This window comes from Marinobacter qingdaonensis (genome assembly GCF_034555935.1).
Classification (GTDB): domain Bacteria; phylum Pseudomonadota; class Gammaproteobacteria; order Pseudomonadales; family Oleiphilaceae; genus Marinobacter; species Marinobacter qingdaonensis.
Window position 1 is genome coordinate 180398 of sequence record NZ_JAYDCJ010000003.1, and the last position, 23401, is coordinate 203798.

General features: G+C 63.0%; 26 protein-coding genes. 18 read left to right on the forward strand and 8 right to left on the reverse strand.

Annotation, left to right across the window (positions count from 1 at the left end; translation table 11 throughout):
* Positions 1-484 precede the first annotated feature (484 nt).
* From U5822_RS04095 to U5822_RS04125, 7 genes are all read left to right on the forward strand, one after another.
* On the forward strand, positions 485-1180 hold the full coding sequence (locus U5822_RS04095; RefSeq protein ID WP_322854351.1) for an ABC transporter permease: 696 nt from the start codon (positions 485-487) through the stop codon (positions 1178-1180).
* Entirely contained in the window at positions 1173-1883 is a 711-nt protein-coding gene (locus U5822_RS04100) for an ATP-binding cassette domain-containing protein (RefSeq protein ID WP_322854352.1), read from the forward strand. Before U5822_RS04095 ends, U5822_RS04100 begins: the two co-directional genes overlap by 8 nt.
* A gap of 12 nt (positions 1884-1895) precedes the next feature.
* A complete protein-coding gene (locus U5822_RS04105; protein ID WP_322854353.1) occupies positions 1896-2696 on the forward strand; it encodes an ABC transporter substrate-binding protein in 801 nt (266 codons plus the stop codon).
* 99 nt (positions 2697-2795) lie between these two features.
* Positions 2796-3665 carry a formate dehydrogenase accessory sulfurtransferase FdhD gene (gene fdhD, locus U5822_RS04110; protein WP_322854354.1) on the forward strand — a complete coding sequence of 290 codons (870 nt, stop codon included), beginning with the start codon at positions 2796-2798 and terminating at the stop codon, positions 3663-3665.
* Positions 3666-3715: 50 nt separating this feature from the next.
* Entirely contained in the window at positions 3716-4303 is a 588-nt protein-coding gene (gene mobA / locus U5822_RS04115) for a molybdenum cofactor guanylyltransferase MobA (protein ID WP_322854355.1), read from the forward strand.
* Complete coding sequence (mobB, locus tag U5822_RS04120; RefSeq protein ID WP_322854356.1) at positions 4300-4821, forward strand: molybdopterin-guanine dinucleotide biosynthesis protein B; 522 nt, start codon at positions 4300-4302, stop codon at positions 4819-4821. The genes mobA and mobB overlap by 4 nt, the downstream gene beginning before the upstream one ends.
* The gene (locus tag U5822_RS04125) at positions 4818-6080 is read left to right on the forward strand and encodes a molybdopterin-binding protein (RefSeq protein ID WP_322854357.1); all 1263 of its coding nucleotides are present in this window, start codon (positions 4818-4820) and stop codon (positions 6078-6080) included. The genes mobB and U5822_RS04125 overlap by 4 nt, the downstream gene beginning before the upstream one ends.
* On the opposite strand, the gene U5822_RS04130 is transcribed toward U5822_RS04125, so the two are convergent.
* The 4 genes from U5822_RS04130 to U5822_RS04145 are packed head-to-tail and all read right to left on the reverse strand — an operon-like array spanning position 6081 to position 10138.
* Entirely contained in the window at positions 6081-6557 is a 477-nt protein-coding gene (locus U5822_RS04130) for a DUF6505 family protein (RefSeq protein ID WP_322854358.1), read from the reverse strand.
* Between the two features lie 36 nt (positions 6558-6593).
* Positions 6594-7298, reverse strand: coding sequence for a biotin/lipoate--protein ligase family protein (locus U5822_RS04135; protein ID WP_322854359.1), 705 nt, complete (start codon positions 7296-7298; stop codon positions 6594-6596).
* Positions 7295-8140, reverse strand: a complete 846-nt coding sequence (locus U5822_RS04140; RefSeq protein ID WP_322854360.1) for an Mrp/NBP35 family ATP-binding protein — start codon at positions 8138-8140, stop codon at positions 7295-7297. Before U5822_RS04140 ends, U5822_RS04135 begins: the two co-directional genes overlap by 4 nt.
* Before the next feature lie 18 nt (positions 8141-8158).
* Positions 8159-10138, reverse strand: a complete 1980-nt coding sequence (locus tag U5822_RS04145; RefSeq protein ID WP_322854361.1) for a 4Fe-4S binding protein — start codon at positions 10136-10138, stop codon at positions 8159-8161.
* A 147-nt stretch (positions 10139-10285) separates the two neighbouring features.
* Between U5822_RS04145 and U5822_RS04150 the strand changes: the two genes are divergently transcribed.
* The 9 genes from U5822_RS04150 (at position 10286) to U5822_RS04190 (ending at position 17670) form a co-directional block, all read left to right on the forward strand.
* Positions 10286-10864, forward strand: coding sequence for a DUF3305 domain-containing protein (locus tag U5822_RS04150; RefSeq protein WP_322854362.1), 579 nt, complete (start codon positions 10286-10288; stop codon positions 10862-10864).
* Positions 10864-11475: a DUF3306 domain-containing protein gene (locus U5822_RS04155; RefSeq protein WP_322854363.1), complete on the forward strand. Its 612-nt coding sequence runs from the start codon at positions 10864-10866 to the stop codon at positions 11473-11475. The genes U5822_RS04150 and U5822_RS04155 overlap by 1 nt, the downstream gene beginning before the upstream one ends.
* 115 nt (positions 11476-11590) lie before the next feature.
* Positions 11591-12202, forward strand: coding sequence for a TorD/DmsD family molecular chaperone (locus U5822_RS04160; protein ID WP_322854364.1), 612 nt, complete (start codon positions 11591-11593; stop codon positions 12200-12202).
* A 41-nt stretch (positions 12203-12243) separates the two neighbouring features.
* Entirely contained in the window at positions 12244-12435 is a 192-nt protein-coding gene (locus U5822_RS04165) for a ubiquinol-cytochrome c reductase iron-sulfur subunit N-terminal domain-containing protein (RefSeq protein ID WP_322854365.1), read from the forward strand.
* Between the two features lie 87 nt (positions 12436-12522).
* Entirely contained in the window at positions 12523-15408 is a 2886-nt protein-coding gene (locus U5822_RS04170) for a formate dehydrogenase subunit alpha (protein ID WP_322854366.1), read from the forward strand.
* Positions 15409-15423: 15 nt separating this feature from the next.
* Positions 15424-16032 carry a formate dehydrogenase FDH3 subunit beta gene (fdh3B, locus tag U5822_RS04175; RefSeq protein WP_322854367.1) on the forward strand — a complete coding sequence of 203 codons (609 nt, stop codon included), beginning with the start codon at positions 15424-15426 and terminating at the stop codon, positions 16030-16032.
* A gap of 84 nt (positions 16033-16116) precedes the next feature.
* Positions 16117-17289 carry a formate dehydrogenase subunit gamma gene (locus U5822_RS04180; protein WP_322854368.1) on the forward strand — a complete coding sequence of 391 codons (1173 nt, stop codon included), beginning with the start codon at positions 16117-16119 and terminating at the stop codon, positions 17287-17289.
* Positions 17286-17426, forward strand: coding sequence for a hypothetical protein (locus U5822_RS04185; protein WP_322854369.1), 141 nt, complete (start codon positions 17286-17288; stop codon positions 17424-17426). The genes U5822_RS04180 and U5822_RS04185 overlap by 4 nt, the downstream gene beginning before the upstream one ends.
* Positions 17407-17670, forward strand: a complete 264-nt coding sequence (locus U5822_RS04190; protein WP_322854370.1) for a sulfurtransferase TusA family protein — start codon at positions 17407-17409, stop codon at positions 17668-17670. Before U5822_RS04185 ends, U5822_RS04190 begins: the two co-directional genes overlap by 20 nt.
* A 63-nt stretch (positions 17671-17733) precedes the next feature.
* On the opposite strand, the gene arsJ is transcribed toward U5822_RS04190, so the two are convergent.
* The 4 genes from arsJ to U5822_RS04210 all read right to left on the reverse strand — a co-directional run bounded on the left by arsJ (position 17734) and on the right by U5822_RS04210 (position 21613).
* On the reverse strand, positions 17734-18930 hold the full coding sequence (gene arsJ, locus U5822_RS04195) for an organoarsenical effux MFS transporter ArsJ (protein ID WP_322854371.1): 1197 nt from the start codon (positions 18928-18930) through the stop codon (positions 17734-17736).
* A gap of 1 nt (position 18931) precedes the next feature.
* A complete protein-coding gene (locus U5822_RS04200) occupies positions 18932-19936 on the reverse strand; it encodes an ArsJ-associated glyceraldehyde-3-phosphate dehydrogenase (RefSeq protein WP_322854372.1) in 1005 nt (334 codons plus the stop codon).
* Positions 19937-19982: 46 nt separating this feature from the next.
* Positions 19983-20747, reverse strand: a complete 765-nt coding sequence (locus U5822_RS04205; RefSeq protein ID WP_322854373.1) for a metalloregulator ArsR/SmtB family transcription factor — start codon at positions 20745-20747, stop codon at positions 19983-19985.
* A 134-nt stretch (positions 20748-20881) separates the two neighbouring features.
* On the reverse strand, positions 20882-21613 hold the full coding sequence (locus U5822_RS04210; protein WP_322854374.1) for a substrate-binding periplasmic protein: 732 nt from the start codon (positions 21611-21613) through the stop codon (positions 20882-20884).
* Positions 21614-21833: 220 nt separating this feature from the next.
* On the opposite strand from U5822_RS04210, the gene U5822_RS04215 reads away from it, so the two are divergent.
* Positions 21834-22079: a hypothetical protein gene (locus U5822_RS04215; RefSeq protein ID WP_322854375.1), complete on the forward strand. Its 246-nt coding sequence runs from the start codon at positions 21834-21836 to the stop codon at positions 22077-22079.
* 148 nt (positions 22080-22227) lie between these two features.
* The gene (locus U5822_RS04220; RefSeq protein WP_322854376.1) at positions 22228-23385 is read left to right on the forward strand and encodes an iron-containing alcohol dehydrogenase; all 1158 of its coding nucleotides are present in this window, start codon (positions 22228-22230) and stop codon (positions 23383-23385) included.
* Positions 23386-23401: the final 16 nt, after the last annotated feature.

Below are 23401 nucleotides of genomic sequence, written 5' to 3' on the forward strand. Positions count from 1 at the left end.
GACGCACCGATCCTGAATTCCTTCCGAGAAGCCTCTTCATTTTTTGAGAAGCGAAAAGCATCGGCTGTTCATGAAAAGACTAATAAAAATCAAGGGGTTTAGTCCCATGTCAAAACACAGAAAAAGCGACACCTTGAATTCCCGACTGGTACTTACCGCGACTCTGGCTGCCTTACTGATCGCCGGATTCAGTAGTAAAACCACTGACAATAACAGGACCATTCGCGACGCCATTCCATCGGCTACAACTCAGGCCACGGGAAAGAACATCGCCACCTTGTCACTGACGAGCCATCGCCAGTAGCGAACGCCAAACCACTACCAATCCAAAACATCCACCAAGCAGTCGTTCTCCGTGAGGCCTAAGCTAACTCTACCCCCGCGGCAACGGGCCTTTACCTTCTGAGTCCGCCCGAAGCCCTTGAGAATCTGTAACAAAGAAGGTTCAATCGACGTTTCATCCCTGCAGGACTCTGCCCCATAAATGGATTCACTGGCTGAAGCCTTTCGTCTGATCATCACCCTGGACGCGGATCTGTTCGAGATCCTCTGGCTGTCCATCCGGGTCAGCCTGATTGCCCTGGTCGTCTCCGCCGTCATCGGCCTGCCCCTGGGCACCTGGCTGGCGATCAGCAAATTTCCGGGCCGGAAGTTCTGCATCCTGCTGATCAACGCGCTGATGGGCATGCCCCCGGTGGTGGTGGGTCTGATGGTGTACCTGCTGCTGTCGCGCTCGGGCCCGCTGGGCTGGATGGGGCTGCTGTACACCCCGACTGCCATGATCATCGCCCAGGTGGTACTGATCACCCCGATCATCGCGGCCCTGTCACATCAGGTCATCGAGAACCTGAACCAGGAGTACCGGGACACTTTCCATTCCATGGGCGTGACCGGCCGACGCGCCGTGGTCGCCTATCTGGTGGACGCCCGCTACGCCCTGACCACCTGCATCCTGGCCGGGTTCGGCCGGGCCATCGCCGAGGTGGGCGCGGTCATCATCGTGGGCGGCAACATCGATCACCTGACCCGGGTCATGACCACCGCCATTGCCCTGGAAACGTCCAAGGGCAACCTGACCCTGGCGCTGGCGTTGGGCGCGGTCTTGCTCACCCTGTCCCTGCTGGTCAACGCTCTGGTGATCGGGGTCCGGGAATTCGCAGCGAAGCGTCAGTATGCCTAACTCCCTCACCCCCATACGCATGAACGACCTGCGCCTGGTCAAGGGCGAACGGGCACTGCTCGATGGGGTCAACCTGACCATTGACCATCCCGGCGTCACCGTCATCATGGGCCCGAACGGCGCCGGCAAGAGCCTGTTGCTGCGCTGCCTGCACGGCCTGATCAGTCCCGACCGGGGCCGTATTACCCTGGGGCCGCTGACTGTTTCCGGCAGCCGCTCCCGCCAGGCCATGGTGTTCCAGCAACCGGTACTGCTGCGGCGGACAGCGCTGCAGAACCTGGCCTTTGCCGCGCCCGAGCTCGCGAAAAAGACACCCCAGCGTCTGTTCGAGGCCCTGGCATCGGTCAATCTGGGCGACCGGGCCGACCAGCCCGCGCGGATGCTGTCCGGTGGCGAGCAGCAGCGGCTGGCCCTGGCCCGGGCCCTGTTGAGCAAACCGGATCTGCTGCTGCTGGATGAGGCCACCGCGAGCCTGGACCCGGCGTCGGTACTGCTGATCGAATCCCTGGTCAAAGCCCAGAGCGCCCAGGGCACCAAGGTGATCCTGGTCAGCCACGACCAAAGTCAGGCTCGACGGATGGCGGATGAGATCGTATTTATATCGAACGGACGGGTGGCCGAACAGAGTCCGGCGGAGCAATTCTTTTCCGCGCCACAAACGCCGGTGGCTCAGGCCTACCTCGCCGGTGAAATTCTGTTTTAAAGGACAACAATAATGATGAAACACCTGGCAGTAACCCTGGCCCTGGCGCTGAGCACGCCGACCCTGGCCGACACCATCATCGTCCAGTCCACCACCTCCACCAAGAACAGCGGCCTGTACGATTACCTGCTGCCGATCCTGCAGCAAGATACCGGGCTCCGGGTGAATGTGGTCGCCGTGGGTACCGGCCAGGCGATCAAGAACGCCATGCGCTGTGACGGCGATGTGCTGCTGGTACACGCCAAGGCTGCCGAGGAAAAATTCGTCGCCGAGGGCTACGGCGACTACCGTCATGATCTGATGTACAACGACTTTGTCATCGTCGGGCCGGCAGACGACCCGGCCCAGGTGAGCGGCGCCCGCGATGCCATCGACGCCCTGCTCAGGATCAAGCAGGCCGACGCCAAATTCGCCTCCCGGGGCGATGACTCCGGCACGCACAAGAAAGAACTCGCCCTGTGGCAGGAGGCCGGCATAGATCCGGTGCAGGGGTCTGGGCAATGGTACCTTGAGACCGGCAGCGGCATGGGCGCGACCCTGAATACCGGGGTCGGACTCAACGCCTACGTGTTGACCGACAGGGCCACCTGGATCACCTTTGCCAACAAGCAGGACGCCACCATCCTCTTCGAAGGCGACCCGACCCTGTTCAATCAGTACGGCGTGATTCCGGTTAGCAAAGACCGGTGCCCGAGCGTCAACCGGGACGGCGCGGAAACCTTCACCCGGTGGCTGCTGTCCGATACCGGACAGGCCGCGATTGCCGACTACCGGGTGGATGGCAAGCAGCTATTCTTCCCGAACGCCGACTAGGCCAGACAGATACGATTACTGCCCGTGAGCGTAATCCAACGCAGGTATCCTGATCTCAGACATTGATTCGAACCAACCCGATACGAGCCATAACAAAAAATGACCACCGAACCTCTGCTTCCCAATCCGACCGATCCCCGGCTATCGCGCCCCGTGGAGGGCGTGGATGAAACCGGGCAACCAAAGTCGATCCGCGTGATCGAGGAACGGCCGCTGACCATCTACCTGAACAGCCAGGAAATCGTCACTGCCATGACCATTGGCGACTACCCGGAATACCTGGCCCTGGGCTTCCTGTTGAACCAGGGCATGCTGCGGGACACGGACAAGGTCACCAAGATCGATTTCGACGAGGAGCTGGAGGTGGCGGTGGTGCGCACCGAGGGCAGCACCGACGTCGAAGACAAGCTGCAGAAGAAAACCCGCACCTCCGGCTGCGCCGTGGGCACGGTGTTCGGGGACATGATGGCCGGCCTTGAGGGCCTGAGCCTGCCGGACACCCCGGTGCCGACCAGCAGCTTTTACGACCTGTCGTACCAGATCAACCACACCCCCAGCCTGTATATGGAAACCGGCGCCATCCACGGCACCGCCCTGTGCCAGGGCCGCGAGATCCTGGCCTACATGGAGGATGTGGGGCGCCATAACGCGGTGGACAAGATTGCCGGCTGGATGCACCTGAACAACATCCCGGCGGCGGACAAGGTGCTCTACACCACCGGCCGGCTGACCTCGGAGATGGTGATCAAGACCGCGCTCATGGGCATTCCTACCCTGATCAGCCGCTCCGGGTTTACCGCCTGGGGCGTGGACATCGCCCGCGAGGTGGGGCTGACCCTGATTGGGCGCATGCGTGGCAAGAAGTTCACCTGCCTCAGCGGCCAGCATCGTCTGGTGTACGACCAGGACCTGTCCCAGGTGCCGGATGAGGACAAGAAAATGCGCCGCAAAGGCGCCAGCCGAGATTGAGGGCCGCCAGCCATGACGATGGAACATGCCATGACGATCGGACAACAGACATGACAACGTGCGCCGTGATTCTGGCCGGGGGCCAGGCCAACCGCATGGGCGGGGGCGACAAGGGGCGGCTGATGCTGGGCGAACAGTCCCTGATCGAACGGGTGATTGAGCGCATCAGCCCCCAGGTGGACGCGATGGTGCTGAACGCCAACGGCGACCCGAGCCGATTTGACGATCTGGGCCTGCCGGTGGTGGCCGACTCCATCCCGAACTATCCGGGCCCCCTGGCCGGTGTGCTTGCCGGTATGGACTGGGCCGCCGAACAGGGGCACGACTGGCTGATCAGCGTGGCGGCCGATACCCCGTCGTTCCCGCTGGACCTGGCCGAGCGCCTGGCCGAAGGCGACACCCCCGTGGTGTTGGCGGCGACGCCGGACCCGGACCGCGGTCGTCTGCCCCAGCCGACCTTTGGTCGCTGGCGGGTGGCGTTGCGGGACGATTTACGTGCGGCCCTGAACGACGGCGTGCGCAAGATCCGGCAGTGGACCCAGGCTCAGGGCGAATCCCTGGTGGTGTTCGGGCCGGACGACTTTTTCAACATCAACACACCGGAAGACCTGGCGTGGGCGGAGCAGCACCTAACGTGAACGTGATTGGCATTGTGGGCTGGAAAAACTCGGGCAAAACCACCCTGGCGAGCGCCCTGATCCGCGAGCTCAGCGCCCGGGGCCTGACGGTGAATTCGATCAAGCACGCCCACCACGGCGTGGACGTGGACCAGCCCGGCACCGACAGCTACCAGCACCGGGAAGCCGGCGCCCAGGAAGTGATCCTGGCCGGGGGCCAGCGCTTCGCCATCATGCACGAGTTGCGCGGCGCCAAAGAGCCCACCATGGAGGAGCTGCTGGCCCGCTTCGGTCCCTGCGACTGGGTAGTGGTGGAAGGCTTCAAGACCCACAACCACCCCAAGATCGAGGTGCACCGGCAAGACAGCCCCCGGGCACCACTGTTTTTGAAGGACGACGGCATCATTGCCGTGGCCGCCGACTATGCGCCAGACTTTAACGGCCCGGTCTTTGATCCCAACGACATCGCCGGCATCGCCGACTTCGTCCTGAGTCAGGCGGCTGCCCCGGCGACCCAGCAACACAGGGAAGACGCATGAGCGACCACAAGGCCAAGCCACTGCGCAATGACTGTTTCGCCCTGCCGCCCGGGGTGAATTGGACACCGGTGCCGGAAGCCCTCGAACGGTTGCGGTCGCGGCTGCACCCGGTGGTGGGCGTGGACACGGCAGTGCCGCTGCACGAGGCCAACGGCCGCATCCTGGCCAGCGACGTCGTCGCGCCCCGGGCCCATCCACCCAGCAGCAATTCCGCGGTGGACGGATACGCCCTGGCCGGCCCCGTCACTGACGTGCCCTGCGCCCTGCCCCTGGTGGACGGCCGCAGCGCTGCCGGCGAGCCCTACACCGGCAACGTGCCCGCAGGCCACGCCATCCGCATTCTTACCGGTGCGGTGATGCCCGCCGGCACCGACACCGTGGTGCTGGAGGAAGACTGCGAGGTGGTCGGCCAGGAACTGCATCTGCAGGGCACCCTGAAAGCGGGCGCCAACCGGCGCAAGGCCGGCGAAGACATCCAGGCCCGGAATAAAATCCTGACCGCGGGCACGCGGATTACGCCCACCCAGATTTCCGTGCTGGCCAGCGTCGGCGTGGCAGAGGTGGACGTGTTCCAGCGGCTGCGGGTCGGCGTGCTGTCCACCGGCGACGAGGTCAAACCGGTGGGGGCCAAGGTCACCGACTGGCAGATCTACGACGCCAACCGCCCGATGCTCAGTGCGCTGGTCACCCAACTGGGCTATGAACTGGTCGACCTGGGCCACGTGCTGGACCGGGCCGAGGAGGTAAAAGCAGCACTGGAGCGCGGGGCCGACCAGTGTGACCTGATCCTGACCAGTGGTGGCGTCTCCGCCGGAGACGAAGACCACGTCTCGAAGACCCTGAAAGCCCACGGCGAGATCAGCAACTGGCGCATCGCCATCAAGCCGGGCCGCCCCCTGGCCCTGGCCATGTTCAACGGCACCCCGGTGCTGGGACTGCCCGGCAACCCGGTCGCCGCCTGGGTTTGTGCCCTGCGCTTTGGCGCGCCGGCGATGGCCCTGCTGGCCGGTGGTGAATGGTTCGAGCCCCAGGCCTACGAGCTGCCCGCCAACTTCGCCAAGAACAAGAAACCCGGACGCAGCGAAATGCTGCGGGCCCGGGTTCGTGACGGTCAGGTCGAGGTATTTGGTTCCGAAGGCTCCGGCCGAGTGACCGGCCTGGCCTGGTCCGACGGCCTGGTGGAGCTGGATGAAAGCGCCCGGCAGATCGAGCCGGGCACTTTGGTGCGGTTCATTCCCTACGGCAGTTTCGGCCTGTAATCACTCGACGCTGCCGTGCACCGCAAAGGCCTCGAGCGAGGCGTCCTGCGGCGCCCGGGAGCGGTAGGTTTCCTCCACCCCCAGCTCGGTCAGGGCGCGGCTGACCATCAACAGGGTGTTGTCCTCGAAGTCCTCACACATGCCGCGCATCTGGTCGATTTCCTCGCACGCCACCGGGTAGGCGGCGTCGATGTCCGGCGCGCCGTAGCACTCGACGAAGGTCCGGGCCAGGGTCTGGCGCAGCTGCTCCAGCTCCGGTTCGGTGATGTCGCAGACGCCGACAAAGCTGGCGCGCCCACCCGATTCGATGCTGTACCAACCGTTGCTGAACGCCTGCTTGGCCTTGCCCTTCAGGTTGGCCTCGGTCCAGTTGGAAAATTCGAAGCCGCCGGAGATCGCCCATTCGCCGCTGGGGGCCGGGTTCTCGAACACGTTGTCGTCGGACACATCCAGTCTCAAGGTGCGGGCCAGTTTCATAGGTTTTCCTTCACAAGTGCTCGTTATAGGTGCTTTTTATCGGTGTTCGGCAAACTCCGTCAGACTCACCACCTCGGTCATCACGCCCTGGCGCAACAGCATCCGGCCTTTCTCATCCAGGCCCACGAACACGCCCGGCTTGGGTTCCTCGATGGTTTCACCCAGGCTGTCGCAGCGCGGGCGCCATTCGTCGTGCACCCGCTGGAATCCGCTGTCCATGAAATAGGTCAGCCATAGCAGCGTGTGCTTGGACCAGCTTTCCAGCAGACTCATGGGGGTGATGTCGACACAGCCTTCCTCGTGCAGGCAGGTGCGGTTCGGGTTCTCCCCGGGATCGGAGCCGGCGTGGGTGAAGGGCACCTCAATGCCGATCACCAACCAGTTGGGCTCGGCCTTGGGGTCGGACACGTCCGCGGCAAAACGCACCTGACCGCAGACCGCACCGTTGACCTTGATGCGATCGGGCCAGACAAAATGCACCGGCACCTCCGGCGGCGCCAGGGCGCCCAGGCTTTCGGCCAGGCCCACCTGGGCCACATAGACCGCCTGGATGGCGTCTTCCAGGGGCGTCTCCGGCGCCAGCACCAGGGCCGCGCACAGGGTGTCCGTGGCCTCGGAATAGAAGATGGTGCCTGAATCCACGCCGGCAATGGCGCGGCTGACGGCCTTGTCGAACGGGTCCGTGTGCCTGGCGACGACCTCCCCGGTAAGCAGCGGCGGGAACTGGGGCGAGTGGGTCATAGCACCGCCCGGGCGTAGACGTCGGAGGCCATGATCTCATCGGCGATGCGCTGGAACGCCTGTGCCTGGGGGCTGTCCGGTTTGGACACCACGATCGGCACGCCGCCGTCGGAGCCGACCCGGATGTCCAGATCGAGCGGGATCTCGCCCAGGAAAGGCGCGCCCAGTTTTTCCGCCTCGGCCCGGGCGCCGCCGGAGCCAAAGGGGTGGTGCTGCTTGCCGCAGCCGTCGCAGATGAACGAGGCCATGTTCTCAATCAGGCCGAACAGCGGCACCTCCATGCGGTTGAACATGTCGATGCCCTTGCGCGCGTCCATCAGCGCGATGTCCTGGGGTGTCGACACCACCACCGCGCCGGCCACGAAAAACTTCTGGCTCAGGGTCATCTGGACATCGCCGGTACCCGGCGGCAGGTCCACCAGCAGCACGTCGAGCCGGCCCCAGTCGACCTGGTTCATCATCTGTTCCAGGGCCCCCATCAACATCGGCCCGCGCCAGACGATGGCCTCGTCCTCGGTGGTCATCAGGCCCAGGGACATCAGGGTCACGCCGTGGTTGCGCAGGGGCAGGATGGTGTGGCCGTCCGGGCTCGACGGCCGGCCCGACACGCCGAGCATGCGCGGCTGGCTGGGGCCGTAAACGTCGGCGTCCAGCAGGCCTACCTTCAGGCCCTTGGAGGCCAGGGCCACCGCGAGGTTGGAGGCCACGGTGGATTTGCCAACGCCGCCCTTGCCGGAAGCGATGGCAATGATGCGGTCAATGCCCTTGGGGTTTTTGTCCTGTGGCCGGGGCGCATCGGTACCGATGATGTTGGGCTTGCCGGCGTCAACGTATTGAACCATGTGTTGTCCTGTTGCCTGTTAACTGTCCAGATAGTCGTCACTGGTGCGCACCCGTGGGCGCTCGCCGCCAGCCATGGGGGCATTGTCACCGTGAAACTGGGCTTTGACCCGACAGTCGTCGCACATCTTGATGAGCTGCACGTTGTCGGTCTTGGTGTACATCCAGTGCTGATTCTCCAGCTTTTCCACAATCCGATTGATGGTGCTGGCCACGCCGAAGGGCTTGCCACAACTGATGCATTCGAACGGCTCCTCCCCGTGCAGGGTCCGGGCACTGAGCGCGTCCTTGGAGAGGTCCAGCTGCGGTTTCAGGGTGATGGCCGTTTCCGGGCAGGTGCTTTCGCACACGCCACACTGGACGCAGGCGTTCTCGGTGAACTGCACCTCCGGCCGGTCCGGATGATCGGTCAGGGCACCGGTCGGGCACAATGAGACACAGGCCAGGCACAGGGTGCACTTGTCCGAATCGATTTCGATGGCGCCATAGGGGGCGCCGACCGGCAGCGGGATGGGGGCGTCCACCTTATCCGCCATGGCAGCCACGGTCACCCGGGTGATGTCGCGACGGCCGCCCACCAGCAGCACCGGCTCACTGACCCGGCCGGCGTTGTCGCCTTCGGCGCCCAACTCATCGGCACTGATAATGCGAACCCGTGTGGGTGAGTGATGGGCACCGGCGACCATGGCCCGGGTCAATTCCACCTCGGCGCCGACCGCCTCGCGATCAGTGTCGTTGTCCGCCAGGATCAGCACTTCGGCGTAACCGGCGCCCAGGGCCGCCAGCAGCTCGGCGTGACCGATCCGGTCCACATGTTCCAGCCCCAGGGGAATCAGGTCGTCCGCCAGACCATTGCCATAGCGGGCCAGATGGGCGATGGCATCACCACCGGCTCCCAGGGTGTGGAATACCAGGCGCGGGGACTCGTGGATCTGCTCCCGATACACCTTGGCCATCACCTCGGCGGCCTTGGTGATCGCCTCGAACGGGGTTTCATTCATGGTCACCGCGGAGGTCGGGCACACCGCCGCGCAGGAACCGCAGCCGGCACAGATGTCCGAATCGATCTGGATGGAATCGCCGGCGGAGAAAATCGCCTCGGTCGGGCACACATCGAGGCAGCGCGTACAGCCGGTCTGGTTGGCCCGGGAGTGGGCGCACAAGGAGGTTTCCAGGTGGAAGTACACGGTCTTTTCAAACTCGCCGACCCGGTCCCGGGCGGTGACGGCAATGCGCTCCAGCTCCCCGCTCTTGTTGGGATCGGCCCAGAAATAGCCATTGCGCTTCTGGTGGCTGGGAAAGGCCGGTTCGCCGCCGCGCAGGTCGATGAAGATGTCGCACTCACTCTGGGCGGTGGCTTTCACCGCGCCGTAGCCGAGCTCGCCGCGACCGGCCGGGTTCAGGGTCTGGAGCTGGGCAAACTCCAGGGTGAAATTGCCCAGCGCGCCTCGGGCCGAGGTCAACTGGCCGCGCGCCAGGTCGTACCCGGCGGAGGGCAGCTGGATCACACCGGCATCGCTCACTACGCAGGTGACACCGAGTTCGTCCTGCACCAGCTCGGCCATGCGGATGGCCTGTTCGGTAGGGCCGACAATGCAGCACACCCCGTTGGAGTGGATGCTCTTGACCGGCGCCATGGGCGACGGCAACTGGGCCGCGGCCAGCAGCGCCGCCTGTTTCGCACGCAGGCGGTCCGGGTTGGCGTTGGGCGAACTCCAGCCCGCGCGGTCTCGTATATCGATGGTATGCAGAGGGGCAGCGTGCTGAATTTCGGCTTCCACATCTTCCCGAAGCCGCTCAAACAGCGCAGCCTGCTGGCCGCAGGCAATCAATACTTCGCTCTTGCCACTAAGGTGTTCCGCGGCAACGGCCATATCCTGGCCGCACAGCTGATCCACCGGAATCACCTGTTCGGCACCCGCCGCCGCTTTCAAGGCCTCGGCATCAAAGGATTGGGTCTTGTCGCAACTGCACAGCAGAAGCGTCTTGGGTTCTCTCATCTGGAGTGACTCTTTCGTTGTTTTTATACGTATACGTAGAAGGGTCTAAAATCGAGCATGCCACATAGTTTTCTAATTGGACAATGGGCTAATAGGCTAGACGCAAGACCCTTGCTAGCGTTGACAGACAATAATTAGAGAAGTGCCATGAGCAGTCGTACTGAGAGTTGGAAGCGCGAGTTACCAGTCGGTGCTGTCGTGCGTCGCACCCCCGGGGTCACCCGCTGGGCTCGAGAAGTCTGGAAGCCGGTCGCGGTGATTCCAGGCGCCCCGGACGCCTTCTGGAAAGAGCTGGTGCGTGACGGCGAGGTGGTGGACTATCACGCCGCCACCGTGACCATGGAGCTGTTTCGCGCCGACGTCGAAGGCTATCTGGTTTCCCTGAACATGACGGTTCCGTCGGTCTGGATCATCATGGACCGCGACGAGAGCCGCAAATCCCCCTCCGGCTGGTTTGTCAGCGCCATTACCGCCAGCGCCTTCGAGGCCCAGGGCGCGCTCGACAGCGGCGAAAGCATCGTTGAACCAGTCCCTGTGCCCGAGTCCCTGGCCGCCTGGATCAAGGAATTCGTCGACCTGCATTACATCGAAGAGCCGTTCAAGAAACGTCGCCGGGACAAACACCGCACTGACCAGATTGAAGACGGCAAAGGCGATGCCCGCATCAGCCAGGAAAGCGACGTGTTCCGCGCCCCCTCGAACAGCCGGAAACCGAGGGTGCACTGATGACCGAGTCTCGCTGGCAGCGCTGGTCGCGCAAGAAAACCGAAGCCCGGAAAGACGTCGAGCCCACTCCGCCGCCCGTGGTGGACACGGAACCGGCGCCCGAGGCGCAGGAACTGGCCATCAACGAGGCCCTGCCCGAGCAGGAAGTGTTGGCGAAGTACAACCTGCCCGACCCGGACACCATCCAAATGGGCACTGACATTACCGGCTTCATGGGCAAAGAAATTCCCGAACTACTGCGCCGAAAGGCCCTGCGCTCCCTGTGGAAATCCAATCCGGTGTTGGCGGTGCTCGATGGGCTCAACGACTACGACGAGGACTTCACCGACGCCGCGCCCGGGGTTAAAGGGGCGAAGACGCTGTACCAGGTGGGCAAAGGGCTGATCGACAAAACCGCCCGACAAGAACAGGACGCTGGCAAAAACGACACGGCCACGGAACAGGCTACGGCTGCCGCCGACCGTCCGGAACCGGGGTCGGCCCAGCATGCCGAGGCTGCTGTGCCCGATGTGCCCGATGAGCTCGATGCAAAAGTGCGAACCGAGCCTCAGGTTGCCGACACCGAACCACAGCCGGAACCGAAATACCGGCCGAGGATGCGATTCGACTGAGCATTTGGGAACCAACGCAATAGATGAGTGTCTCACTTTTCTTTGCGCGATGATCCAAACGGGTCTATAGAAAGTACGTAAAACAATTCCAAAAAAACAGAATGAGAGAGACGTTGTGACCAACACTGCTGAAGCGCAGTGCCCGCGCTCGATCTGCGAAGAAGATCGGGCGCGCGCGCAGATGTATCAGTTGCTGGGCGTCCTGCTCGGCAACCCGCCATCGGCCGACCTGCTTCAGGGACTTACCTCCCTGACCGGTGACGACACGCCGATAGGCTCTGCCTCGAAAAATCTGGCCGCCCTCGCCGAGCGCACCAAGCCGGCCGATGTCGAACGGGAATACAACAACCTGTTCGTTGGCCTTGGCCGCGGCGAGCTGCTGCCCTACGCCAGCTATTACCTCACCGGTTTCCTGAACGAACGCCCCCTGGCGGAGCTGCGCACCGACCTGATGGCGCGCGGCATCAAAGCGAACGAGAGCGTGAAAGAGCCGGAAGACCACATGGGCACCCTGTGTGAAATCATGGCCGGCATCATCACGGGTGAGTTCGCTTGCGACAGCGACCTGAGCTCGCAAAAAGCCTTCTTTGACGCTCACCTTGCCAAGTGGGCGGAGTTGTTTTTCACCGATTTGGAACAAGCGCAGGCCGCGGTTTTCTACGCGCCGGTGGGCTCCCTTGGGCGAGCCTTCATGGCGGTGGAAGCCGATGCGTTTGCGATTCAATAGGCGGGATCAAACCGATCCCTTAACTCAGGTGGAGGTGTCCGATGGACCACCCAAAGCATGAAAACAGTCGTCGCCGTTTCCTGCGACTGGCCGCTGCTGCCGCACCCGCTGCGGTAGCCGTCGCCGTTGCACCAAACGCCGCAGCCGAGGTCGCTAAACCAGATGCACCGAAAAGCCGCGGGCTCCGTGACACTGAGCACACACGTAAGTACTTCGAATCGGCTCGCTTTTGAGGAAGCGTGCGTTGTCCGCGGTTGCGTGATGCCCACGGGTAACGGCACTTCTCCGAACCGAGAAGAAAAACAACTGAGGTAACTGACATGTTAAGAAAGAAGACCAACGGGGTTGCGAAAGGCTCCCGTGCAGGCTCTTTGCTTTCATCCCTCACTGCCAAGACCATGGACCGCCGCCAGTTTCTGGCGACCTCCGGGGTCGCCGTTGGCGGGATGGCTGCCTTGTCATTGACGACCAATCGGGTCCAGGCAGCAACGCCCTCAACGGAAGGTGGCGAAGTCGTTCATAAAAAATCGGTGTGCACCCACTGTTCGGTGGGCTGTACGGTGGAGGCCGAAGTCCAGAACGGCGTCTGGACCGGCCAGGAACCGGGCTGGGACAGCCCCTTTAATATGGGCGCCCATTGTGCCAAGGGCGCGGCAGTGCGTGAGCACGCGCACAACGAACGCCGCCTGAAACACCCGATGAAGATGGTCGATGGCCAGTGGCAGAAAATTTCCTGGGACCAGGCGATCAACGAAATCGGCGACAAGATGCTGCAGATCCGCGAGGAAAGCGGGCCCGATTCCGTGTACTGGCTGGGCAGCGCCAAATTCAACAACGAGCAGTCCTACCTGTACCGCAAGTTTGCCGCCTACTGGGGCACCAACAACGTCGATCACCAGGCCCGGATCTGTCACTCCACCACGGTCGCCGGCGTAGCCAACACCTGGGGCTACGGGGCCATGACCAATTCCTACAACGACATCCACAAGTCCAAGGCGATCTTCCTGATCGGGGGCAACCCCGCCGAAGCGCACCCGGTGTCGTTGCTGCATATCCTGAAGGCCAAGGAAGAGAACAACGCGCCGCTGATCGTGTGCGACCCCCGCTTCACCCGCACCGCCGCCCACGCCGATGAATACGTGCGTTTCCGCCCGGGCACCGACGTGGCGCTGACCTGGGGCATTCTCTGGCACATCTTTGAAAACGGCTGGGAGGACGAACAGTTCATCCGCACCCGGGTCTACGGCATGGACGAGATCCGCGAAGAGGTTGCGCGCTGGAATCCGGAGGAAGTCGAGCGGGTCACCGGTGCGCCCGGCAAGCAGCTCGAGCGCATCGCCCGCACCCTGGCCAACAACCGCCCGGGCACGGTGATCTGGTGCATGGGTGGTACCCAGCACACCAACGGTAACAACAACACCCGGGCCTACTGCATCCTGCAGCTGGCGCTGGGCAACATGGGTGTGGCCGGTGGCGGCACCAACATCTTCCGGGGTCACGACAACGTGCAGGGCGCCACCGACCTGGGCGTTCTGGCCGATACCCTGCCCGGTTACTACGGCCTGAGTGCCGGTGCCTGGGGCCACTGGGCCCGGGTCTGGGAAGAGGATCTGGACTGGCTGAAGGGACGGTTTGCCACCTGGGACAAGGATGGCAAGACCCGAGCCATGATGAACGAAAAGGGCATCCCGGTATCGCGCTGGATCGATGGCGTCCTGGAAGCCAAGGAAAACCTGGAACAGCCGGACAACACCCGGGCCATGGTGCTCTGGGGGCACGCCCCCAACTCGCAGACCCGCCAGCTCGAAATGAAGGAAGCCATGGAGAAGCTCGACCTCCTGGTCGTGGTGGACCCCTTCCCGACCGTGTCGGCCGTGCTGCACGACCGGAAGGACGGCGCCTACCTGCTGCCGACCACCACCCAGTTCGAGACCCACGGCTCGGTGACCGCCTCGAACCGCTCGCTGCAGTGGCGTGAAAAGGTGGTCGATCCGCTGTTCGACTCCAAGGTCGATCACGAGATCATGAAGCTGTTCGCCGACAAGTTCGGCTTCACCGACCGCATGTTCCGCAACATCGCGATCGACGGTGACGAGCCGTCCATCGAGGACATCACTCGGGAATTCAACCGGGGCATGTGGACCATCGGCTACACCGGCCAGTCGCCCGAGCGTCTCAAGAAGCACATGGCCAACCAGCATCACTTCGACAAGACCACCCTGCGTGCCGTGGGCGGTCCCTGTGACGGCGATGTCTACGGCATGCCGTGGCCGTGCTGGGGCACCCCCGAGATGAACCATCCGGGCACCCCGAACCTGTACGACCTGTCGTTGCCGGTGTCTGAGGGTGGCCTCACCTTCCGGGCCCGGTTCGGGGTTGAGCGCAACGGCGAGAGCCTGCTGGCCGACGGCGTGTACTCGAAGAACTCCGAGATCAAGGACGGTTACCCCGAGTTCACCATGCAGATGCTGATGGAACTGGGCTGGGACAAGGACCTGACTGCGGAAGAGCGTGCCACCATCGATGGCATTGCCGGTGCCGACACCAACTGGAAGACCGACCTGTCGGGCGGTATCCAGCGGGTGGCGATCAAGCACGAGTGCGCGCCCTTCGGTAACGCCAAGGCGCGGGCCATTGTCTGGAACTTCCCGGATCCGGTGCCCATTCACCGCGAGCCGCTGTACACCACGCGTCGGGACCTGCTCGAGAAGTACCCGACCTACGCCGACAAGACCTTCTGGCGGGTACCGACCCTGTACGAGTCGATCCAGAAGAAGGACTTCAGCAAGGAGTTCCCCATCATTCTCACCTCCGGCCGTCTGGTCGAGTACGAGGGTGGCGGTGACGAGACCCGCTCCAACCCCTGGCTGGCCGAGTTGCAGCAGGAGATGTTCATCGAAGTGAACCCGCGCGACGCCAACAACCTGAACATCCGTGACGGCAATGACGTCTGGGTGTCCGGCCCCGAGGGCGGGCGCATCAAGGTGAAGGCAATGGTCACCGAGCGTGTGGGCGAAGGCGTGGCCTTCATGCCCTTCCACTTCGGCGGGCATTTGGAAGGCAAGTCCCTGCGGGACAAGTACCCCAAGGGCTCCGATCCTTATGTCCTGGGTGAATCCACTAACACGGTCCAAACATACGGGTACGACTCGGTCACGCAGATGCAAGAGACCAAAGCCACCCTGTGTACGATTATGCCGGCATAACAAGAGGTGTAGACCATGGCACTTGAAGGACAAGCAAGAGCAAAATTCCTTTGCGACGCCGAGCGCTGCATCGAATGTAATGCCTGCGTAACGGCCTGTAAGAACGAGCACGAGGTTCCCTGGGGTATCAACCGGCGCCGCGTGGTCACTGTTGAAGACGGCAAGCCAGGCGAGCGCTCAATCTCGGTCGCCTGCATGCACTGTTCCGACGCGCCTTGCATGGCCGTCTGTCCGGTGGACTGCTTCTACCAGACCGAGGACGGTGTGGTGCTGCACTCCAAGGACCTGTGCATCGGCTGTGGGTACTGCTTCTACGCCTGCCCGTTCGGCGCGCCCCAGTTCCCGCAAGCGGGCAACTTTGGCAGCCGGGGCAAGATGGATAAGTGCACCTTCTGCGCCGGTGGCCCGGAAGAGGACAACTCCACCACCGAGTTCAACAAGTACGGCCGCAACCGGATCGCCGAAGGCAAACTGCCGATCTGTGCGGAAATGTGCTCCACCAAAGCCCTGTTGGCCGGTGACGGCAACGAGGTGGCGGACATCTATCGCCAGCGCGTGGTGAACCGTGGTTTCGGTTCCGGCGCCTGGGGCTGGGGCACCGCCTACGAGAAGAAAGGAGCGTAACACCGCTTGGCCGAACCGGGGCCTTCGGGCCCCGGTTCGTACCAGGCCCCGATTTCTTCTTGTTGATTCCGTTGGAGTGCACGCATGAACCTAAAATTCTTTGGTGCCGCCGTGTTTGCCCTGGCGGCGCTGGTCGCTAATCCGACCTGGGCGGAAGAGCCCGGGGCGGTTGATCGATCCGCCACCGGGGGGGCGCAAACCCTCGAAGACATCATGGCCCGTCAGGAACGGTTGAAAGTCGACGAATCCTTCCGGTCCGAAAACCTTGGCAATCCGGCCAACGCCGCCCCGATCAGTGGCGAGTTGGGCACCAACGGCGGACGTTCGGATGCCGACGTGTGGCGCGGCCTGCGCTACAACGAACTTGATCCCCAGACTCAGGTCAAAAGCCCCGCCGCCAACGTGCTAATCCAGGACGGCGGCATGCCCTGGTACAAGCTGCGGGAGGGGCCGGTCATCACCTACGGTGGCGGCGCGATCCTGGGCATGATTGCCCTGCTCGCGGTGTTTTACTTCATCCGCGGCCGCATCAGGATTGACGGTGGTCCGGCTGGCACCACCATCGAGCGGTTCAAGGCCATTGAGCGTTTCGGGCACTGGCTGCTGGCCGGCTCGTTCATTGCGCTGGGACTGACGGGGCTGATCACCCTGATGGGGCGCAGCTTCCTGATACCGGTGATGGGACCTGAAGCCTTCGCCACCCTGGCCGCCGGCTCCAAGTGGCTGCACAACAACGTTGCCTGGGCCTTCATGCTGGGCCTGGTGATGACCTTCTGCATGTGGGTGATGCACAACATCCCCAACAAGCTGGACTGGCAGTGGATCAAGGCCGGCGGTGGCATCTTCACCAAGGGCCACCCGTCAGCGAAGAAATTCAACGCCGGCCAGAAGATCATCTTCTGGACCGTGATGGTGCTGGGTGTCTCCGTATCCCTGTCCGGCCTGTCGCTGCTGTTCCCGTTCCAGATGCCGATGTTTGCCGACACCTTCGGCCTGATCAACAGTGTCCTTGGTACCAGCCTGCCCACCGAGCTGGCGCCCCACGAGGAGATGCAGTACGCCAACATCTGGCACTCCATCGTGGCGTTCGTGATGATGGTGGCCATCATCGCCCACATCTACATCGGCTCGGTCGGCATGGAAGGCGCCTTCGACGCCATGGGCAACGGTCAGGTGGACGTGGAGTGGGCGCGCCAGCACCACGACCTGTGGGTGGCCGAAGTGGAGGCCAAACAGGGCAAGGGGGGCTCGTCATGAAAGTCATGATCGCCGGCTTCGTTGCCGCCCTGGTCATTGCCTACGCCGCCCCGCTGGCGCTGAACCAGTTCGGCTGGTCCTCGGCCGAACAGTACAGCAGCGAGTCGAGCGTTCGCCTTGATCAATCCGGCCACTGACCCAACGCCTGAGCCGGGCGAGGTATACCAGATCGACGCCGTCGGTCTGGTATGCCCGCTGCCCATCCTGCGCTTCAAGAAACGCACCCAACACCTGCCCAGCGGCACCCAGGTCGATTTCCTCGCCGACGACCCCAGCGGCCGCAAGGACCTGCAGGCCCTGTGCGAGCTGACCGGCCACCGGATCGAGTGGCTGCGCGAGGAAGACGCGGGCGTGACCCGATATCGCATTCGGTTGGCTTAACCCCTTCGCCCGTCTCCATTTATCCGCTCTGGTTCGAAAACGCGGCCACCCGCCCGCTGGCGGCTACCCCGCGAGTGCCGGCCGCCTCACCGGTAACCTCAACGACAAGGCCGCCGCGGCCGCCACCAGCAGTGCGGAAATCCACAGGCAGGCCTCAAGGCCGTACGCCTGGTAAACCCAGCCCGACAGCAGTGTGCCCAGCAACCGCCCAGCCGCGTTGGACATGTAATAGAAGCCGACATCGAGCGATACGCCGTCGCCCCGGGCGTAGCTGACGATCAGGTAGCTATGCAGGGACGAGTTGATGGCGAACAGCACGCCAAACAACAGCAGGCCACCGTACACCACCCACTCGGGCGACCAGCCTGCCCCCAGCCCTAGGGCAATGGCCGCCGGAATCACCGCCAGCCCCGAGGCCCAGAGCACCGCCGGTTGCCGGCCTTCGCGCCCGCCGGTAATCCGGGGCGCGAGGGTCTGGACGAAGCCGTAGCCGATGATCCAGCTGGCCATGAACCCGCCCACCTGCCAGAAATCCAGGCCAAATGCGGTGTGCAGATACACCGGCAGAGCGACCACAAACCACACATCCCGAGCCCCGAACAGGAACATTCGGGCCGCGGACAACACGTTGATGGCCCGGCTCTTGGACAGGATATCGGTGAATTTCGGCTTGGCCTTGCTCTTGCCCAGTTCCTGTTTCAGCAGCACCAGACTGGCCAGCCAGACCAGGGTCAGGGCCACCGCCATGATGACCACGGCGCCGGTAAAGCCGGCCGCCATCAGCAGGACTCCGCCGAGGAAGAAGCCGACACCCTTGAGGGTGTTCTTGGAGCCGGTGAGAATGGCGACCCATTTGTACAAGGTGCCCTGCTGACCATCCGGCACCAGCAGTTTGATGCCGCTCTTGGCCGACATCTTGTTCAGGTCCTTGGCGATCCCCGACAGCGCCTGGGCCGCCATGACCCAGGGCACCGACAGCATGGCCGCCGGTACCGCCAGCATGGCCAGGGCAAGGATCTGCAGGAACAGCCCGACGTTCATGGTTCGGTTCAGACCCAGGCGCGCGCCCAGGTAGCCCCCGACCAGGTTGGTCACCACCCCGAAGAACTCGTAAAAAATGAACAACAGGGCAATGTCCAGCGGCGAGTAACCCAACTGGTGAAAGTGCAGGACCACCAGCATCCGGAGGGCGCCATCGGTCAGGGTGAAAGCCCAGTAGTTGCCGGTGATGACCAGATACTGTCGGATGGCGGCACTCATGTCAGGCGGCACCCACCTTGCGCGCCAGTTCGGCGGTGCGGTTGGCGTAGCCCCATTCGTTGTCGTACCAGGCGTAGATTTTCACCTGGGTGCCGTTCACCACCATGGTGGACAATGCATCGATGATCGAGGACCGCGGGTCGGTCCGGTAATCGATGGACACCAGCGGCCGTTCCTCATACCCGAGGATACCCGCAAGCTCGCCTTCAGCGGCTTCCCTCAGCACACGGTTGACGGTCTCCCGATCCGTGGCCTGCGCCACCTCAAACACGCAGTCGGTCAGGGAGGCGTTGGTCAGGGGCACGCGCACCGCATGGCCATCGAGTCGGCCCTTGAGTTCCGGGAAGATTTCGATGATGGCGGTGGCAGAGCCGGTGGTGGTCGGAATCAGCGAACTGCCGCAGGCCCGGGCCCGACGCAGGTCCTTGTGGGGCGCATCAACGATGGTCTGGGTGTTGGTGAGACTGTGAATGGTGGTGATCGAGCCGTGCTTGATGCCCAGTTTCTCGTGAATAACCTTCACCACCGGCGCCAGGCAATTGGTGGTGCAGGAAGCGGCAGTCACAATCCGGTCCGTGGCCGGATCGAATTGATGGTCGTTGACGCCAACCACAAAGTTCTTCGCCCCCGGCTCCTTAACCGGCGCAGTGACCACGACCCGCTGTACGCCCTGCTCCAGGTAGGCTTCCAGGTCCTTGACCTTCTTGTTCACGCCACTGGCGTCAATCACCAGATCGCAACCGGACCAGTCGGTCTCACCGATGCTGCGGTTGTGGGTCACCCGCAGGCGCTGACCGTCGATGACAATACTGGTGCCGTCGGTGATGGCCTCACGGTCCCAGCGGCCATGCACGCTGTCAAAATTCAGCAGGTGCGCCAGGGTGCCGGCGTCGGCGCCCGGATCGTTGATGGCGACGAATTCCATGTCCGGCCAGCCCCAGGCGGCCCGAAGTGCCAGGCGCCCGATGCGCCCGAATCCATTGATACCCACTTTGATTGTGCTCATGCGAAACTCCTGCAAGGTGATAAACCGTGACGTTGCCGCCTGCTGCTTACTGACACTGGAGCACAGGCCGGTTGGCCATGGCGTCCAGGCGTTGCAGGGGCTGTTTGATCAATTCGCTGTTGGAACGGGCGGTTTCGTCCAGTACCCGAGCCAGCCAGGGCGGTAACTCCGGGTTCAGGGAGTAATAAATCCACTGCCCCCGGCGTTCGGTTGCCAGCAACCCGGCATCCCGAAGGCTGGCCAGGTGACGGCTGACTTTCGGCTGGGCGGCGTCAAAGGCCTCGGTCAGCTCGCAGACACAGAGCTGCTGCTGGTCCTTGATCAACAACAGCGCCGACAGGCGGAGTTCATCGGCCATGGCTTTGAAGACGATGACCGGATCGAAGCTGGCCGCCTGGCGCCCAGCGGTTTTCTGATGCACCAGGGTGAACAGGGAGAGCCGCTCTTTGATGTCTTTCAGGGTCACCACGAAGGTAGCGAGGCGGGCCGAGGGCACCGGATCGGGAAAATCCCAGGCAATCTGCTGGGCCGGCTGGCACACCGTTCCGCACTCCTGGGCGGCTTTCTCGCACAGGGTGATCACGTAGTCCCAGGGTTGGTCCTGCAGGTCCGCCAACCGTTTACTGCGCAGGCCCTCGGTGGCAATGCCGGCGTCCTGCAGAACCTGAAGCGCCATTGGGTGCGGTGTGGCGGGCTCGGTTCCAGCGCTGGCCACCTCGAACCGGTCGCCGGCCAGGTCCCGGAGCAGGGCCTCGGCCATCAAGGAACGGGCACTGTTGGCGGTGCAGACGAACAAGACACGACGTTTCATGCTCCACTCCATTATATTCAGATAAACGAATATGCCGTTTTTCGAATAATAAAGTGAACGAAGCTTTTCGTACAGCCTCACCGGCGATCGAAATCTGTTCGAGCAGCGTCAGTTAGCCACCAAAAAGTGGCAGCTCAATCGTATTGCGAGGTTATCGATAGCTGCGGCAACTGCTGAGAGAGCAGCGAAGCTAAAGTGACTCCATCCCCGAGTGCGGGCGAGAATGCAATGTACAAATTTTCCTCACTCGCCAATCCCGCGTTTCGCAGTGGATTGGGCATGCTTTTGGAACTGAAGTGATAAGCGAGCACCCGTTCTTCAGCGACAAATGCATCAATTCGACCCAACCTCAGCATTTCAATCAGGCGCGGCAGAACGTCGTTGCCTCGCAACACCACAATCCGTTGCTCGTCATTCTTATGGGGCTGGATGTAATCATTAAAGAGAGTGCCGTAGGAGTAGTCCTGGATCACTCCCAGGCGGACCTGCGCCAAAGACTCGAGTCCGGTGTATTGCCAGTCGCTGGAGGGCAAGGTAAAAAAACTGTGACGGGCAATGGCGAGGGGCCGCGCGGGGAAGTGAAAATCCGGGGTTTCCTCCGGCCCGGCACCGACGATCGCGTCGATCTCGCCAGCACGGACCTCGGCGATGGCACGACTCCAGGGCAGCTCCAGATACCGCATTCCAATGTTGGCATCGGCAAGCGCAGCGGCGGCTCGCTCGACCAGTAGGCCTCGGTCCCCCGGGTCATCGCTGCAATTGAATGGGCACCACTTATCACCAACGACCGTGATGGTGCGTTCCTGAGCCCAACCAACGTTGACAACGAGGACTGAGCACAACAACACCAGGGTTCGCAATATCATCGGACTTCCCCTCCAACAACGCCTCATCACAAACTACACGATGCAGAAGCAATTGCCCACGCCCGATAACGCAGGCGTCCGCAGCCCGTGAGCGAGGCCATCCACTCCGTCCCGCTCAGCAACATTGACTAAATCAATCACGCAAATGCAATCCATAGCCATTAAATCGCCGTAGCATATCGTTCGACTCCAACCCATCGCTTAAAAGGAAGTTGTACCCATGAAGGACGAACAGATTCCGATCATGCTGACCAATCAGCAGATCACAACGATCCAGGACATCATCCTCGAGAAGCAGTACGAGCTTGCCACCGAGCAGTCCGACTGCGAGGACAGCGCCTGCTCCAGCCGACTGCGGGTGAAGATGAGCCAGATCACCGACCTGCTGATGGCGCTCAACATGGCGCTGCCGGAGAGTCGGGAACAACAGACCCGCGCCGCTTCACACCCTGCCGCCCAGGCCTGACAGTCGCCCCCCAAAAGCCATAGCCAGCCAGCCGGCTTTCGATGCTATGCTGAAGCTCTCCGCGATGCCCAACGCCTACGAAACCCCGTTTCAGGATCGGCTGGCAACAATTACAAACAATTGGCTCGAAAATTTGGGGAGAGCAACCATGACCGCCTTTACCTTCAACACCACCAAGAGCGTGATTTGCGAACCTGGCGCCATCAAACGCCTGGGCTCCATCGTCAGTGAGCAGATGGGCAGGAGTGTGCTGCTGGTCACCGACCCGGGCCTGATCAAGGCCGGCCTGCTGGACTCTGCCACCAATGCCCTGGACGAAGCCGGTGTCCAGTACCGGGTGTTTGACGGCGTGGTGGCCGATCCTCCCGTTGCCGTCGTGGAGGCGGCACTGGCCGAGGCTCGGGCAGCCAACATCGACGGCGTGATCGGCTTTGGCGGCGGCTCGTCCATGGACGTGGCCAAACTCATTGCCCTGCTGATTGGCGGCGGTGAAAAGCTGGACGACGTTTATGGCGTCGGCATGGCCAAAGGCCAGCGCCTGCCGCTGATTCAGATTCCGACCACCGCCGGTACCGGCTCGGAAGTCACCCCGATCTCCATCATCACCGTTGGCGAGACCGAGAAAAAGGGCGTGGTCGCGCCCCAGTTGCTACCGGACATTGCCCTGCTGGACGCCGAGCTGACCCTGGGCCTGCCGGCACCGGTAACCGCGGCCACCGGCGTCGACGCCATGGTGCACGCCATCGAAAGCTACACCTCGGCGTCGGCCAACAACAACCCGGTGTCCAAGGCCCTGGCCCGGGAAGGCCTGCGCCTGCTGGGTGCCAACATCGAAACCGCGGTAAAAGATGGCCGCAACGTCCAGGCCCGCTCCGACATGCTGCTGGGCGCCATGTTGGCCGGCCAAGCGTTTGCCAACTCACCGGTGGCGGCGGTGCACGCCCTGGCCTACCCGATTGGCGGCATCTTCCATGTGCCCCATGGCCTGTCCAACGCCCTGGTGCTGCCCCACGTCATGCGCTTCAACGCCGATACCTGTGGCGACGCCTACGCGACCCTGGCCACCGACGCCTTCCCGGATCTGGCCTCGGTGCCCGCGGATCAGCGAGTGAACCAGTTCATCGACCGCCTGGAAGCACTGAGCGCCGATCTGGGACTGGAGCAGACCTTGCGCGATGTGGGTATTGGCGAGACCGACCTGCCGACCCTGGCGTCCGACGCCATGAAACAGACCCGGTTGCTGGTGAACAACCCCCGGGAAGTCACCGAGGCGGATGCCCTGGCCGTGTACCAGGCGGCGTTCTGACGAAGAGCCAGGCCAG

What these genes read in the sequence shown, in the direction of transcription:
- U5822_RS04095 (WP_322854351.1), top strand. Translation starts at nt 485, where the DNA reads ATGGATTCACTGGCTGAAGCCTTTCGTCTGATCATCACCCTGGACGCG.
- U5822_RS04100 (WP_322854352.1), top strand. Translation starts at nt 1,173, where the DNA reads ATGCCTAACTCCCTCACCCCCATACGCATGAACGACCTGCGCCTGGTC.
- U5822_RS04105 (WP_322854353.1), top strand. Translation starts at nt 1,896, where the DNA reads ATGATGAAACACCTGGCAGTAACCCTGGCCCTGGCGCTGAGCACGCCG.
- fdhD (WP_322854354.1), top strand. Translation starts at nt 2,796, where the DNA reads ATGACCACCGAACCTCTGCTTCCCAATCCGACCGATCCCCGGCTATCG.
- mobA (WP_322854355.1), top strand. Translation starts at nt 3,716, where the DNA reads ATGACAACGTGCGCCGTGATTCTGGCCGGGGGCCAGGCCAACCGCATG.
- U5822_RS04125 (WP_322854357.1), top strand. Translation starts at nt 4,818, where the DNA reads ATGAGCGACCACAAGGCCAAGCCACTGCGCAATGACTGTTTCGCCCTG.
- U5822_RS04130 (WP_322854358.1), bottom strand. Translation starts at nt 6,557, where the DNA reads ATGAAACTGGCCCGCACCTTGAGACTGGATGTGTCCGACGACAACGTG.
- U5822_RS04135 (WP_322854359.1), bottom strand. Translation starts at nt 7,298, where the DNA reads ATGACCCACTCGCCCCAGTTCCCGCCGCTGCTTACCGGGGAGGTCGTC.
- U5822_RS04140 (WP_322854360.1), bottom strand. Translation starts at nt 8,140, where the DNA reads ATGGTTCAATACGTTGACGCCGGCAAGCCCAACATCATCGGTACCGAT.
- U5822_RS04145 (WP_322854361.1), bottom strand. Translation starts at nt 10,138, where the DNA reads ATGAGAGAACCCAAGACGCTTCTGCTGTGCAGTTGCGACAAGACCCAA.
- U5822_RS04150 (WP_322854362.1), top strand. Translation starts at nt 10,286, where the DNA reads ATGAGCAGTCGTACTGAGAGTTGGAAGCGCGAGTTACCAGTCGGTGCT.
- U5822_RS04155 (WP_322854363.1), top strand. Translation starts at nt 10,864, where the DNA reads ATGACCGAGTCTCGCTGGCAGCGCTGGTCGCGCAAGAAAACCGAAGCC.
- U5822_RS04165 (WP_322854365.1), top strand. Translation starts at nt 12,244, where the DNA reads ATGGACCACCCAAAGCATGAAAACAGTCGTCGCCGTTTCCTGCGACTG.
- U5822_RS04170 (WP_322854366.1), top strand. Translation starts at nt 12,523, where the DNA reads ATGTTAAGAAAGAAGACCAACGGGGTTGCGAAAGGCTCCCGTGCAGGC.
- fdh3B (WP_322854367.1), top strand. Translation starts at nt 15,424, where the DNA reads ATGGCACTTGAAGGACAAGCAAGAGCAAAATTCCTTTGCGACGCCGAG.
- U5822_RS04180 (WP_322854368.1), top strand. Translation starts at nt 16,117, where the DNA reads ATGAACCTAAAATTCTTTGGTGCCGCCGTGTTTGCCCTGGCGGCGCTG.
- U5822_RS04185 (WP_322854369.1), top strand. Translation starts at nt 17,286, where the DNA reads ATGAAAGTCATGATCGCCGGCTTCGTTGCCGCCCTGGTCATTGCCTAC.
- arsJ (WP_322854371.1), bottom strand. Translation starts at nt 18,930, where the DNA reads ATGAGTGCCGCCATCCGACAGTATCTGGTCATCACCGGCAACTACTGG.
- U5822_RS04200 (WP_322854372.1), bottom strand. Translation starts at nt 19,936, where the DNA reads ATGAGCACAATCAAAGTGGGTATCAATGGATTCGGGCGCATCGGGCGC.
- U5822_RS04205 (WP_322854373.1), bottom strand. Translation starts at nt 20,747, where the DNA reads ATGAAACGTCGTGTCTTGTTCGTCTGCACCGCCAACAGTGCCCGTTCC.
- U5822_RS04210 (WP_322854374.1), bottom strand. Translation starts at nt 21,613, where the DNA reads ATGATATTGCGAACCCTGGTGTTGTTGTGCTCAGTCCTCGTTGTCAAC.
- U5822_RS04215 (WP_322854375.1), top strand. Translation starts at nt 21,834, where the DNA reads ATGAAGGACGAACAGATTCCGATCATGCTGACCAATCAGCAGATCACA.
- U5822_RS04220 (WP_322854376.1), top strand. Translation starts at nt 22,228, where the DNA reads ATGACCGCCTTTACCTTCAACACCACCAAGAGCGTGATTTGCGAACCT.